13 protein-coding genes are annotated in these 12,357 nt (G+C 57.1%); 4 read left to right on the top strand and 9 right to left on the bottom strand.

The features are described from left to right. Nucleotides 1–4: 4 nt before the first annotated feature. From FIU89_RS21270 to FIU89_RS21235, 8 genes are read right to left on the bottom strand one after another with little or no spacing between them, the layout of a single operon-like run. Nucleotides 5–787, bottom strand: a complete 783-nt coding sequence (locus tag FIU89_RS21270; protein WP_057796582.1) for a ZIP family metal transporter — start codon at nt 785–787, stop codon at nt 5–7. Between the two features lie 22 nt (nt 788–809). Continuing rightward, a complete protein-coding gene (locus FIU89_RS21265; RefSeq protein ID WP_057796583.1) occupies nt 810–1,268 on the bottom strand; it encodes a DUF411 domain-containing protein in 459 nt (152 codons plus the stop codon). A 3-nt stretch (nt 1,269–1,271) separates the two neighbouring features. Continuing rightward, nucleotides 1,272–2,645, bottom strand: coding sequence for a M23 family metallopeptidase (locus FIU89_RS21260; protein ID WP_057796584.1), 1,374 nt, complete (start codon nt 2,643–2,645; stop codon nt 1,272–1,274). Further along, nucleotides 2,642–3,268, bottom strand: a complete 627-nt coding sequence (locus FIU89_RS21255) for an SCO family protein (RefSeq protein WP_057796585.1) — start codon at nt 3,266–3,268, stop codon at nt 2,642–2,644. Before FIU89_RS21255 ends, FIU89_RS21260 begins: the two co-directional genes overlap by 4 nt. Continuing rightward, nucleotides 3,268–3,735 carry a copper chaperone PCu(A)C gene (locus FIU89_RS21250; protein ID WP_236544576.1) on the bottom strand — a complete coding sequence of 156 codons (468 nt, stop codon included), beginning with the start codon at nt 3,733–3,735 and terminating at the stop codon, nt 3,268–3,270. Before FIU89_RS21250 ends, FIU89_RS21255 begins: the two co-directional genes overlap by 1 nt. A gap of 28 nt (nt 3,736–3,763) precedes the next feature. Then, nucleotides 3,764–4,423, bottom strand: coding sequence for a thioredoxin domain-containing protein (locus FIU89_RS21245; protein WP_057796586.1), 660 nt, complete (start codon nt 4,421–4,423; stop codon nt 3,764–3,766). Then, nucleotides 4,420–4,842 carry a disulfide bond formation protein B gene (locus tag FIU89_RS21240; protein WP_057796587.1) on the bottom strand — a complete coding sequence of 141 codons (423 nt, stop codon included), beginning with the start codon at nt 4,840–4,842 and terminating at the stop codon, nt 4,420–4,422. Before FIU89_RS21240 ends, FIU89_RS21245 begins: the two co-directional genes overlap by 4 nt. Before the next feature lie 4 nt (nt 4,843–4,846). Further along, nucleotides 4,847–5,416: an SCO family protein gene (locus FIU89_RS21235; protein ID WP_172977597.1), complete on the bottom strand. Its 570-nt coding sequence runs from the start codon at nt 5,414–5,416 to the stop codon at nt 4,847–4,849. Between the two features lie 552 nt (nt 5,417–5,968). Here FIU89_RS21235 and FIU89_RS21230 point away from each other — a divergent pair. From FIU89_RS21230 to ccmI, 4 genes are read left to right on the top strand one after another with little or no spacing between them, the layout of a single operon-like run. Next, a complete protein-coding gene (locus tag FIU89_RS21230) occupies nt 5,969–7,960 on the top strand; it encodes a heme lyase CcmF/NrfE family subunit (RefSeq protein ID WP_057796639.1) in 1,992 nt (663 codons plus the stop codon). 4 nt (nt 7,961–7,964) lie between these two features. Next, on the top strand, nt 7,965–8,516 hold the full coding sequence (locus tag FIU89_RS21225; protein WP_057796588.1) for a DsbE family thiol:disulfide interchange protein: 552 nt from the start codon (nt 7,965–7,967) through the stop codon (nt 8,514–8,516). After that, nucleotides 8,513–8,998, top strand: a complete 486-nt coding sequence (locus tag FIU89_RS21220; RefSeq protein WP_057796589.1) for a cytochrome c-type biogenesis protein — start codon at nt 8,513–8,515, stop codon at nt 8,996–8,998. The genes FIU89_RS21225 and FIU89_RS21220 overlap by 4 nt, the downstream gene beginning before the upstream one ends. Then, nucleotides 8,995–10,146: a c-type cytochrome biogenesis protein CcmI gene (gene ccmI / locus FIU89_RS21215; protein ID WP_057796590.1), complete on the top strand. Its 1,152-nt coding sequence runs from the start codon at nt 8,995–8,997 to the stop codon at nt 10,144–10,146. The genes FIU89_RS21220 and ccmI overlap by 4 nt, the downstream gene beginning before the upstream one ends. Before the next feature lie 98 nt (nt 10,147–10,244). Here the strand turns inward: ccmI and FIU89_RS21210 are convergent, their stop codons facing one another. Beyond that, nucleotides 10,245–12,347, bottom strand: a complete 2,103-nt coding sequence (locus tag FIU89_RS21210; protein ID WP_057796591.1) for a protein-disulfide reductase DsbD — start codon at nt 12,345–12,347, stop codon at nt 10,245–10,247. Between the last annotated feature and the right edge of the window lie 10 nt (nt 12,348–12,357).

Here is a 12,357-nt window from a genome sequence, read left to right as displayed (position 1 = left end):
ACGCTTATCCCAGCCAGACGTCGAGGAACAACATGATGACAAGACCAACCGCGAGGCCGAGCGTCGCCCTGTTCTGATGGCCGGACCGGTGGGTTTCCGGAATGATCTCGTGGCTGATGACGTAGAGCATCGCACCTGCTGCGAAGGCGAGACCCCAAGGCAGCAGCGGTTGCGAAAGACTGATAATGCCCGCGCCGAGAAGCCCACCGAAAGGCTCGACGAGACCGGTCAGAGCGGCGATGCCCCAGGCGCGAAACCTGGAATATCCCTCGCCGAGCAACGAAACCGCCACCGCCAGACCTTCGGGGGCATTCTGTAATCCAATACCGATAGCAAGTGGCAACCCGCCCGACAAACCGTCAGCCCCGAACCCGACGCCGACGGCAAGCCCTTCGGGAAAATTGTGGATCGTGATCGCGATGATGAAAAGCCAGACGCGGCGCAGCGATGCGGCGTCTGGGCCTTCCCGCCCCGACTTGAAATGCTCATGCGGCAGCCGTTCGTTCATCAGAGCAACGGCGCCCATGCCAAGCAGAATCGCAACGCAAACGATGGCCGCCGGGAGAGCACCGTTGTCGAACTGTCCTTCGGCTGCGTCGAGAGCTGGAATGATCAGCGAAAAAAACGAAGCAGCGAGCATGACACCCGCTGCGAAGCCAAGCAGCAGATCGCGCGTAGCCCGGGACGGGATGCGCCCAAAAAGAACTGGGACCGCCCCGACCGCAGTCAGCGATCCGGCGGCCAGGCTTCCAAGAAAGCCAAGGGTAATTGGAGAGAAAGGTTCCAAGCGCTGAAGTCTCGGCGATACGTCAGTCAGCGGCCGAATAGCTGCTAAAGATCTCGGTCGATCCATCGCCGCGGATCAGGAAGACGTCATAAGCCTCACGATCGTCTTCCGGTCCCATGCCCGGCGAGCCATAGGGCATTCCCGGCAACGCCAGCCCCACTGCATCAGGACGCTCATCCAGAAAACGCTGAATGTCTGATGCCGGCACATGACCTTCGATCACGTAGGCGTCGACCAAAGCCGTATGGCAGGACACCATGCGCTGAGGCACGCCATTGTCGAGTTTGAAGCGCACAAGAGATCCCCCGAACATGTCCTCGCCTGTCGGCGCGAATCCGCTTTCCTCCAGATGCTTCATCCAGGAGTGACAACAGCCGCAGCCGTTTGTCTTTCGGACGTCAATCTGGATCGCAACGGCGACAGCTTGCCCCGCGGGAAACAAGGCCAGCGTGACTGCAAGGGCGGGAGCCAATCGTTTCATGGATCAAAGCCTTTCGGTTGTCGTTTCGGCAAATTCGCTGGCGAGCCTCTCAGCCAGAAGTGAACGCGCCTCACTCAGTCGCTCAAGCGCGGCCGTGTCGTCCGCTTCACGCTCGGCCGCCTCTGCTAGTCGGTCGTCAGAGAGAGGATCGGTCGGGCGACCGTCGACCAGAACCTCATAATGCAGATTTGGGCCGGTTGCGGTGCCAGTTGCACCGACGCGGCCGATCAAATCTCCGGCCATCACTCGCTGCCCTTGTTCGAGTGTGTCCGGCACCTCGCTGAGATGTGCGTATCGTGTCAAGGTGTCGGATCCATGCGCTATCTCCACCACCCGGCCATATCCACCACGACGTCCGATAAAGCTCACGCGTCCGGGCGCCGTTGCTTTTACCGGCGTACCGCTTGCCGCGGCAAAGTCGACGCCGGTGTGCATGCGCACATTCCCATAGACTGGGTGTGTGCGACGGCCAAAGACGGAACTCAGCCGCGCTCCTTCCACCGGTTGCGCAAACACGCGCAGCACTTCTCCGTCGACATAGATCGTCGCTTGACCGCTGCCGTCGTCCGGCCAGACGATCTCGTAGACCGATCCACCAAGATCCAGCTCAGCGAAGGCAAGCTCAGGCTGACCAATCCTCTTGTTCCCGTCTCGGGCCTCGCGCCAAAGGAGGCGCATCGTCTCGCCACCCGCGAGATCACGACGGAAATCCACGGTGCCGCCCAGCATCTGCGCCAGGTCCACCGCAAAACGGGCGGGGATGTCTGCCGTGTCCAGGGCAGCGAAAATCGAGCTCTCGATCACCGCCTTGCCGGCGAAAGTCACCAATTCGGGGTCCGGCTCCAACACGCGAGCGGCAAGCAGTTCGCCGAAGACCGCCTCTATCCGGACACCGTCTTCGACGGCGAGTTCTACACGACGCGGGTTGTCGTCCGTTGTGGAAACCACGGTAACGATGTGACCCGGACGCAGACGGCGCAAATCGTATTCCGCGCCAATCGCCAAGGCGATTTCGGCGCGATCCGAAGCATCCAGCCCCGCATCGGAGAGGACCGCATCAAGCGTCTCGCCCGACGCAATCTCGCGCGACCAGGTGACCAGCGAGGGCTCGATAGATGGCAAGGAGGTATCTGTGGGGGAAACGGTCAGGAGGGGCACGGGTCTGAACTCGAATGCGATATCCGCCTGGGCGAGTGTGGGGCGGACCGAATTGATTTCGGCAATCCGGGGCGGCGTGAGCGGATCGGGAGTCCAGAGGGTCGCTTCAGCAATCGAAGGGGGCACCGGTTCTTTGGACAGAACGCCAGAGATGGCGATGCCGGCAACCGAAATCGCGCCTGCGACCGCCACGGCCGCCAAGACAGTTCCTATCTTCATTTTGCCCCCTCTACGTTTTCTGTCAGTGCGCGCCGGATCTTTGGCACCGCGAATTCTCTTGGTTCGTGATAGTCGATCATCGTGACGAGCTCACCCTCGGCATCGAACAGGAATACGCTTGCCGTATGGTTCATCGTATAGCCGCCGCCCTCAGTCGGGACGCGCTCAAATGAGGCACGAAACCCTTCTGTGGCGCGGGCAATCTGGTCTTCCGGCCCCGTCCAGCCACGAATGACCGGATGAAAATAGCCGACATATTCGGCCATGGCCTCAACCGTGTCCCGCTCCGGATCGACCGTGATGAAGACAACGTTCATCTCTGATGCTTCGTCGCCCAGTTCCTCAAGCCAGCCGGAAATATCCGATAGGGTCGTCGGGCAGATGTCCGGGCAGTAGGTGAACCCGAAGAATACCATTGTCGGACGACCGATCAGGGTGCCAGGCCCTACCTCATTTCCCTCGTGGTCGGTCAGCCGAAACTCCATCGCCGATAGGGGCAGGGGCCGCTGCCCTTTTGGTTCAGGCGCACCAAGCCCGTCCACCCGCCACCAGCCCACGAAGAGCGTCATGCCAAGGACGCCGGCACCGGCTGCGCCGTATAGAAGGAGCTGCCGACGTTGCATCAGCCCTCTGGTCCACGCGCGGCGATCCCGAGGATTGGGACCTCGACCGTCACCTTGCCGCCATCCGAGAAGGTCAGTGTCAGCGGGAAAGTCTCGCCTTCGGCCATCGGCTCTTGCAGCTTCATGAGCATGGCGTGCAGCCCGCCCGGCTCCAATGCCACGCTTTGGCCGGGCTCAATCGTGATCTCGCCTGCAGGCGCCATGGAACTGAGGCCAGCGGAGTCGGTTTTCGTCTCATGGATCTGGGGCATCATTGCCAGCGGTGTCGCAATTTTGGTCAGCGTAACGGCGTCGTCACCCCTGTTGCGCACGGTCATGTAGGCAGCCCCCGGACGGCTCGTGCCGATCGAGGCGCGGGACCACGCGCTCTCGACGACGACATCCTCCGAGCCGGCAAATCCCGGGGCCGACAGGCCCGTGAGCAGCAAGAGAAAGGCCAATCCCTTGATGTGTGGAAGTTTTTTCACGACAATTTCTCCTGCATCTGACCGCGTATCAACTTTGGCTGGCCGCAACTTCCGTCGCCACCAGCCGCCGTAGTTCCGCCTCACCGAACGGGTCTAGCGGTTTGGCATTTACGTAAAACGTGGGCGTTTGTCGCACGCCAAACGTTTTGACATCGGCACGGTCTTGGTTCAGCACCGCTACAACATCGGGGGCCAGCATCTGCGTCTGGGCAGCTTCGACATCCAGACCTCCGCTTGCGGCAATCTCAAGGAGCAAACCCGGCTCCGGCGCACCATGGGACGCCCATCGGGGCTGCTCTTGCAAGACCGCTTCGAGCACCGGTTCGAACACGTCCTGCATCCGCGCAGCTTCAAGAACACGGATCGCTTCCACCGAAGCGTCCCCGTGAAAGGCAGTGTATCTAATTACGACACGTACCGCATTACCGTGCCCAGCCATGATATCCTTGACCACGGGATAGAATGCGCGGCACGCCTCGCAAGCTGGATCGAAAAACTCGACAATCGTGACAGGCGCCGTCTCGGGGCCGAGGATCGGGGAATAGGGCCGGATCAGCCCATCGGCCAATTGCGGGTCGACGGGGGCGGCCTCGGCAATCGCCTCGGGGCGGGTTGCGTACCATGCGGCACCGCCGAAACCGGCGGCACCGAGAGCGAGAACGGACAGGATGAGGCCGCGTCGTTTCATTTTTGTGTTTCCTTCAGTGAGACAGCCGACAGCAGACCGATCATCGCGAAGGCGACGAGCGCCATCAGTGGGATAGGAATGCCGAAGAACAATTGATTGTCGTCGGTACAGGATGGGCCGCTCGCAGTGCAGGGCTGGATGCGTTCGGGAATCAGCCCGAAATAGAGGCCGAGGTGCCAAAGTGCTATGGCGGCGCCACCGATAGCCAGCGCGATCGCGTAGCGACCGACGCGCCGGTCCTGCCACCACAGCCCAAGCCCGAGAATTATGGCCAAGGGGAACATGAAAGTGCGTTGAACCCAGCAGAGTAAGCAAGGAGTCTGCCCCAGCACCTCCCCGATGAAGAGTACGGCGAGAGATGCGTTTAGCGCGATGAACCAAGCCAGGCCGAGAGCAGTCTCTCCGGAAAGTCGGGTCATAAAATCAGAGCCTCTCTCTTAGGTCGGCGAGGATATCTTGAGCGGGGGTGCCATAGGGCCAAGATTTTGCGAAGCCTGCTTGCGTGTCGAAAAGGAAAAGATGTGATGTATGCCCCATTGTATAGCCGTCTGATGCTGCAGCTTCCTCGATCCGCTCGTAGAAGATTGGAAAGGTTTCGGATGTCTCATCGATCTGTTCCGGTGTGCCTGTGAGCCCGATGATGCCCGCGTCGAACTTTGGCACATACTGCGCCAGTGCGGTCGGGTTGTCTCGTTGGGGATCTATCGTGATGAAGATTGGTTGGACTTTTGACGCGTCATCTCCCAAACCCTCCATCACCGCTGCGACCTCTGAGAGCGTCGTTGGACAGATGTCAGGACAATTTGTGAAGCCGAAGAAAACCAGCATCCACTGGCCTTCGAAGTCCTCTTCTGTAAAAACCATTCCATTGTGCCCTGTTAGTTCGAACTCCGCAAAAAACGGCGGTTCACTTACATCTCGCCAGCTGGCGGCACGGTAGTCAGCCGATAACAAAAACCCGATAAAGGCGAACGATGCCGCACCCGCCAGCATCCACAATATCTTCTGAAGACCTGAAAGCACCACGCAGCTTTGCACAATTTCTGCTCCGATTTTTTCTTTCTCGTACATCCTGCAGCAGCTGTAGGTTCAAGCTCTTTTATCCTTCTGAGACGGCACGTCACGCGACTGTGAATGGGAAGTTGCCATCCGTTTTGAATGACTGCCCAGATTGTCATTTGTCGTATTGGTTAGGTTCGCGATCGACGTCACGCTGGTGACGATCTGCAAGCATCCACGATGCCAAGGTCCGTGCAAAGCGTTTTAAATATTAAAAGATAGCAATCAGCGGATCTGAGAGCCAAAGCAAAAATTAAAACGTTTGAACCTACAGCTGCTTCAGGAACTACGATGAAGTCGAATCAACACAGTGGCTCCAATCGCGACTTGGACACAGAAAGTTTCCGGTTGGGTCGATGTCAATAATTCGCGAAACCGTTCTCGACTGGCCGAAGTAGATCGAAATGATAAGAAATCTCGTTGACCAATGCCATAGTGGAGAAGTCGTTCTCCGTGATCCGAGAGCGCTCGTCGGGAACATGCAACATGACGCCTGAGATTGGACAGTTTGCGCTAGTCTTGGCGCTTGCAGTCGCAATTGTTCAAAGTGTCCTGCCAATTGTAGGGGCGAACACGGGGCGCGTGCTTTGGATGGAAAGTGCGAAGACGACAGCCGCGATTCAGGTGACATTGGTTGCAATTGCGTTTGGCGCACTCATGCGCTCATTTGTTGTCAGTGATTTCACTGTTCAAAACGTAGTGGAAAATTCCCACTCGCTAAAGCCGATGATCTTCAAGGTTGCGGGCACTTGGGGCAGCCACGAAGGGTCCCTGCTTCTCTGGACCCTTATTCTCGTACTTTTCGGGGCTGGGGTCGCGCTGCTGGGCAGAAACATTCCGGTTGGTCTCAAAGCGCGAACGTTATCGGTTCAAGCCTGGATTAGTGTCGGTTTCCTGAGCTTCATGCTCTTTACATCCAATCCGTTCGAGCGGGTTTTCCCGCCGCCTCTGGATGGCACGGATCTTAACCCGCTTCTGCAGGACATCGGGTTGGCGATGCACCCCCCGCTCTTGTATTTTGGGTATGTCGGCTTCTCGATCGTCTTCTCCTTCGCGGTCGCGGCTCTGATAGAGGGCCGGGTGGATCCCGCATGGGCGCGTTGGGTGCGGCCATGGACTCTGACGGCCTGGATCAGCCTCACTGCGGGGATCGCACTCGGCTCTTGGTGGGCGTATTACGAACTTGGCTGGGGCGGCTGGTGGTTTTGGGACCCGGTTGAAAACGCATCCTTCATGCCTTGGCTTCTCGGCACGGCACTCCTGCACTCGGCTATTGTCACGGAAAAGCGGGATACGTTCAAAAGCTGGACCATTCTTTTAGCCATCCTGACCTTTTCTCTGTCACTTCTTGGGACATTTATCGTCAGATCCGGCATTTTGACATCCGTTCACGCGTTCGCGGTCGACCCAGCGCGCGGCGTGTACATTCTCGGCCTTCTTGGTGTGACAATTGTCGGCTCACTGACACTTTACGCATGGCGCGCGCCTCAGCTTGGATCGGTTGGCGTCTTTCGGCCAATCAGCCGCGAGGCTGGGCTTTTGCTCAATAATCTTCTGCTCGCGACCGCAACGGCGACCGTCCTTTTTGGAACACTCTATCCATTGTTTGTGGAAGCGGTGACTGAAGAAAAGATCTCTGTAGGACCACCGTATTTCAACGCGACTTTTATCCCTTTCATGCTGCCGCTCGTCATAATAATGGGAGTTGGCCCATTCCTGTCTTGGAAACGGGCCGATCTTCCCGGTATCTGGCAACGGCTGCGTTTGATTTTTGGTATCGCGATTGGTGTCGCGGGGATCGTTTGGTACCTTCAGACAAACGGGCCCCTGCTCGCTGTGGTCTCAATAGGGATTGCAGCCTGGGTTTTTTTTGCGACTTTGCGCGAATGGGCGCTGCGTATCAAGCTCTTTGATCTACCGCTTTCTCAGTCGCTGCGTCGCGCGCGGAACCTGCCGCGCTCCGCGCACGGTATGACGCTCGCGCATCTCGGCGTTGCAATGCTTGTGCTTGGATTCGTAGGTTCAACAGCCTGGAAGGAAGAACGTGTTCTTTTCGCAGAACCGGGGTCGACCGTGGACATCGCAGGTTTTGAGGTAATATTCGACGGCGTCGAACGGTTCCGTGGTCCAAACTACATCGCACAACAAGGCCAGCTTCGCGTCTTGAAAGATGGACGGGAGATTACGCTTCTTCGTCCGGAGCGCAGAAGCTATCCAGTTGCGGGGACGTCCACAACCGAATCTGCAATCCGATCAACGCTAAGCGGTGATCTCTACGTCACCATCAGTGAACCTGCGGCCGAAACGGCGTCGGGCCAGTGGAATTTGCGCATCCTCTACGAACCACTGGTTAATTGGATATGGATCGGAGCGACGATGCTGGTGCTTGGCGGGTCCCTCTCGCTATCGGACCGGAGATTGCGGGTGGGTGCGCCGTCGCCAAAGAGCCGGTCGTCAGCGCTTCAACCGGCGGAATGATACGATGAAGAAAATCATTCTCGCGCTGCCAGCGCTGATCGCAGTAGTCTTGGGTGGATTTTTGTTCTGGGGGCTCAACCCAGACCGTGATCCTAACGCAATCCCTTCCGCTTTGGTCTCCGAACCAGTTCCGGATTTTGAACTCCCACCGGTAGAGGGTACTCAGACACCCGGACTGTCGTCCGCAGCCCTTCGTAGCGTTGGCGAGCCGGTTTTGGTCAATGTATTCGCTTCATGGTGCGTGCCCTGTCGTGCTGAGCATGTGGTGCTCACAAGGCTTGTCGAACAGGACGGTGTTCGGCTGATGGGGATCAACTACATGGACAAATCAGCAGATGCAGCCAATTGGCTGGAGGAGCTTGGCAACCCCTATGAGAGGATCGGATCAGACAGCGAAGGCCGCGTCGGGATTGAGTGGGGTATCTCCGGCGTACCGGAGACTTTCGTGATCGATGGAACGGGGATCGTAGTCTATCGCTATGTTGGTCCCATTGTGACGCCAGAGGCACAGGATGAAATTCGTGCTGCGTTGGCCGCAGCAGGTGGTCAATCATGAAGGGTTGGCTCTATTTACTCGTACTGGTGCTTGCCGCGACAACCGCGGCCTGGGCTGTGGAGCCAGATGAGTTGCTGGATGATCCGGTGCTTGAGTCGCGCGCCCGGGAGCTTTCAAAGCAGTTACGCTGCGTTGTCTGCCAAAATCAGGATATCGATAGCTCGAATGCTGGTGTTGCCCGAACGATGCGCACCTTGCTGCGCGAACGTCTGATTGCAGGTGAAACAGATGACGAGATCATTGCGTTTTTCGTAGATCGCTACGGTGACTTCGTCCTTTTCAAGCCGCGACTGAAACCCGCCACATATTTGTTGTGGTTCGGACCTGCGGTTCTTCTTGCCGTTGGGATTAGCGTTGTCTTTGTCACAATCAGGCGCCGAAGCAGGGCGGTTCTTGATGGCACTGCTGATCCACTGAGCCCCGATGAAGAGCGTGAGTTCGAGGCCATTTTTAAGGAGAATGAAGGACGGAGAGGCCCATGATTTGGTTGGTGTTAGGCGCGATGGCATCCATCACCGCCCTCCTGTTCTTGTCCTGTCTCTATCGAACGGGTGAAGTCCTGAATAGAAAGGATGGAGCGTTGGTTATCCTCAAGGATCAGCTTTCCGAAATTGATATTGATCAAGAGCGGAATCTGATATCCGTTACCGAGGGGGACGCGGCCAGGGTTGAAATCAAACGCCGCATTCTGGCTGCCGGTCGGCTTGCGACACGTGAGTCGTCGCGCGCAAGTGGGCGAAGCATCATCTTCGCGTCCGCCATTGCTACGCCATTGGTAGCCTTTGCTTTGTATTCTCAAATCGGCTCGCCAAAGATCGAAAGCCAGCCTCTGGCGTCTCGCGCATCTGAAATCCAGAAAGCCGCAAACCTCTCAGAGTTAACCCAGAGATTAAAAACCCGGCTTGAAGCTGACCCGTCGGGTGGACCAAGTGATGGTTGGGTTCTGCTCGGTCAGACCTATATGCGTACAGCTCGTTACGATGATGCCGCCGATGCATTCGAACGCGTCACAGTTCGCGACAATGTAGATATCTCAACCCTACTGCTATTTGCCGAGGCCTTGATCGCAGCCGAGAACGGGATCGTGACGCCGCAAGCGGAAAGCGTGATCGAACGTGCATCAGAGATGGACCCTGATGATCCAGGCCCAATTTTCTATAGGGCCCGGATCCTCGAACAGGACGGGGTTCCAGAGGAAGCGAGGGCGCTTTTGATCGAGCGTCTCAAGAGAGCGGATCGCGCCTATCCGTGGATGGAACTTTTTCTGTCTGTCGCCAACCGATTGGGGGAACAGGTCGGAGAGACCCCTGTCACTCTAGCTGATTTAATTCCGGATCCACAGGACGCACGGGGCCCCCGTGCGGTCGATATCGAGGCCGCCCAAGATATGTCAGTCGAGGAGCGCAGCACTTTTGTCCGCTCCATGGTTGACCGCTTGGCGGCGCGATTGTTGAATGACCCAGCCAATCTTGAAGGATGGCTTCGGCTAGCGGAGGCGTACAGTGTGTTGGGTGACTTTGATGCTGCCCAGAACGCCGCCGGCAAAGCGCGCAGCTTGGCCGAAAGCCTTCCGGAAACCGACCCGACGCGTGCCGCCGCCACGGCCCGATTGGATCGGATCAAAAAATAAATTGAGGCTGCGAATTCTCAGATACATAACAGCTTCCCTTCACCTGAAACTGAACCATTGCAGGTTCTGCCTCTCTTGAGCGATGCAACGGCACTATTTCATCGTTTTCGGACAGCGCTGAGATCGGCAGCCGACAGCGCTTCGAGAACCGCATCCACGGATAGCAATTCAGATAGAATGATACCTTCAGGCGCATCTGGACCGTAGACGATGTTGAACGGAATTGCGTATCTGCCGTGTGTCTCGAGATAGGATTGGATTCTCGCGTCCGGTCGCGTCCAATCCGCGCGCATCGCAATCACCGCTTCCTCGCCAAGTGCTCCCAAAACTGGTTCACGATCTAGGACCAGGGTTTTGTTTGCTTTACAAGTGATGCACCAATCCGCAGTAACGTCCACGAATACGGTTTTGCCTTGCGACACTTCACGCGCGATCCGGGACCGGTCGAACTCGACCCAGTAAGAATTGATCGAGTCTGTTACATCATCGGAGCCTTTTGGCAGCAGTGCAGGGGCCGCCAACGTCATGCCCAAAACCGCAGTCATTCCCCACAGCAAACCGTTATTGGGCTGGGCCTGATAGGCTCTCGTAGCCAGTACGATGAACCCAAGACCCAGCAGCACCAAGCCTGTGAGGGTTGGCGACGTCACACCAATCAAGACCCAGCATAGCCATGCAACGGTTCCGGCAAGCAGCAATCCGAGAACAATTTTCAAGCTTATCATCCAAGGTCCCGGTTTGGGCAGTCGGGACAGAAAACCAGGCCAAGCGGCAACCAGAATATATGGCAGTGCAAGCCCAATCCCCATCGCTGTGAAAACCGCAAGTATATCGCCTGTCGTGCCGGAAAGCGCGAAGGCAATGGCTGTCCCCAGCAACGGGGCGGAACAAGGCGTTGCAAGTATCGCAGCCAGAGCGCCGGTGGAGAAGTCTTCGGCATACCCCCGCCCAAAGCGGCCAGATAGCCTCGCCATCCAACTGCTGGGCAAAGAAATTTCAAAAACTCCAAACAAATTAGTCGCGAAGAGTCCGACAACGAGAATGAGTGCTGTCAAGAAATATGCATTCTGAAATTGCATACCCCATCCAACGGCATATCCGAGCATCTGCAGCGCTATGACCGCAAAGGCCAGTACCCACATGAAAGCAACAGTTCCCCCAGCCGTAGCGACAAACCCCGCGCGCAATTGTGAAACGGAGCGATTCTTCATTCGAAGCGCCGATCCGAATTTGATCGATAGAACTGGCAAGACGCATGGCATTACGTTCACTATCAACCCTCCCAGGAAGGACAGCAAGAGAATCGGGAAAAACTGACCCCTATCTTGGCCGGTTTCGGATGCGTAAGGTGGAGCAGGTACAATGTCGGTGGTGTTCACATCATCGAATGTAACCGCGACATCGTCGTCCACGACAGTAATTCGAAGGGAGGATTGTTCCTCGCTTAACGCGAGAATCGGAATACTTGCCCAAAGACCGGTACGATCATTTGTAAGGCGGATATCGGGCGCACCGAATGCAGAGCCTGCATCAGACTCCGGAAAAATATCGGGATTGTTCCAGCCAGAAGGCCGCGTCATGTGAATAACCAAAGATTGACCCTGCTTCAGCGCTGCGCCCGAGATCGCTATTGCGCTTTCTGTTCCTACGACAGGTACGCGAGCGGCCCATGTCGCGATTTCGGTCGCGGCTCTAGCGTCGACGCCGGATCCCAATGGAACAGGGAGAGTCAGTTCAAACCTTTCCGGGACGCACACATTGGAGCAGATCAGCAGATTGACGATTGCCTTCAGCTCGGCTGACCTATCAGAATCCATAAGCTGCAATTGTAACGGAAATGTAACTTTCTTGCCGTAGCCAAAGTTTTCAATTCCGAAGGCGCGAAAACGCGTGGGTGCGGGCCAAAGCATGTCGACGGATTCAAGGTTTGTGGACCCTTCCCAGTCGATCTCCGGCGGCAGGCCAACCTCGCCGGGTGACCGCCAGTACGCTTTCCATCCTTCCTCCAATTCAATCTTCAAACCCGCCGAAAGAAACAGCGATCCCGGGGCGATTCCCGCTTCCGCGACGATCAAGCGCGCCGTCAGTGCTTCGGACCGATACGCATTGGACTCCAAGGCGCGAACAGGACTTGCCACTAAAACCAGAAAGATTGCAAAACTCACAAGCAACCCGCGATACCAAGCCAAGGCTATACGCATTCTCTGACCT

The sequence above is a fragment of the Roseovarius sp. THAF27 genome, assembly GCF_009363655.1.
In the GTDB taxonomy this organism is placed as follows: domain Bacteria; phylum Pseudomonadota; class Alphaproteobacteria; order Rhodobacterales; family Rhodobacteraceae; genus Roseovarius.
This window is presented reverse-complemented; position numbering and strand designations above follow the sequence as displayed.

Excerpts from the sequence above, each read along its gene's own strand:
- FIU89_RS21265 (WP_057796583.1), bottom strand. The coding sequence starts at position 1,268 with ATGAAACGATTGGCTCCCGCCCTTGCAGTCACGCTGGCCTTGTTTCCC.
- FIU89_RS21260 (WP_057796584.1), bottom strand. The coding sequence starts at position 2,645 with ATGAAGATAGGAACTGTCTTGGCGGCCGTGGCGGTCGCAGGCGCGATT.
- FIU89_RS21255 (WP_057796585.1), bottom strand. The coding sequence starts at position 3,268 with ATGCAACGTCGGCAGCTCCTTCTATACGGCGCAGCCGGTGCCGGCGTC.
- FIU89_RS21245 (WP_057796586.1), bottom strand. The coding sequence starts at position 4,423 with ATGAAACGACGCGGCCTCATCCTGTCCGTTCTCGCTCTCGGTGCCGCC.
- FIU89_RS21240 (WP_057796587.1), bottom strand. The coding sequence starts at position 4,842 with ATGACCCGACTTTCCGGAGAGACTGCTCTCGGCCTGGCTTGGTTCATC.
- FIU89_RS21235 (WP_172977597.1), bottom strand. The coding sequence starts at position 5,416 with ATGCTGGCGGGTGCGGCATCGTTCGCCTTTATCGGGTTTTTGTTATCG.
- FIU89_RS21230 (WP_057796639.1), top strand. The coding sequence starts at position 5,969 with ATGACGCCTGAGATTGGACAGTTTGCGCTAGTCTTGGCGCTTGCAGTC.
- FIU89_RS21225 (WP_057796588.1), top strand. The coding sequence starts at position 7,965 with ATGAAGAAAATCATTCTCGCGCTGCCAGCGCTGATCGCAGTAGTCTTG.
- FIU89_RS21220 (WP_057796589.1), top strand. The coding sequence starts at position 8,513 with ATGAAGGGTTGGCTCTATTTACTCGTACTGGTGCTTGCCGCGACAACC.
- ccmI (WP_057796590.1), top strand. The coding sequence starts at position 8,995 with ATGATTTGGTTGGTGTTAGGCGCGATGGCATCCATCACCGCCCTCCTG.
- FIU89_RS21210 (WP_057796591.1), bottom strand. The coding sequence starts at position 12,347 with ATGCGTATAGCCTTGGCTTGGTATCGCGGGTTGCTTGTGAGTTTTGCA.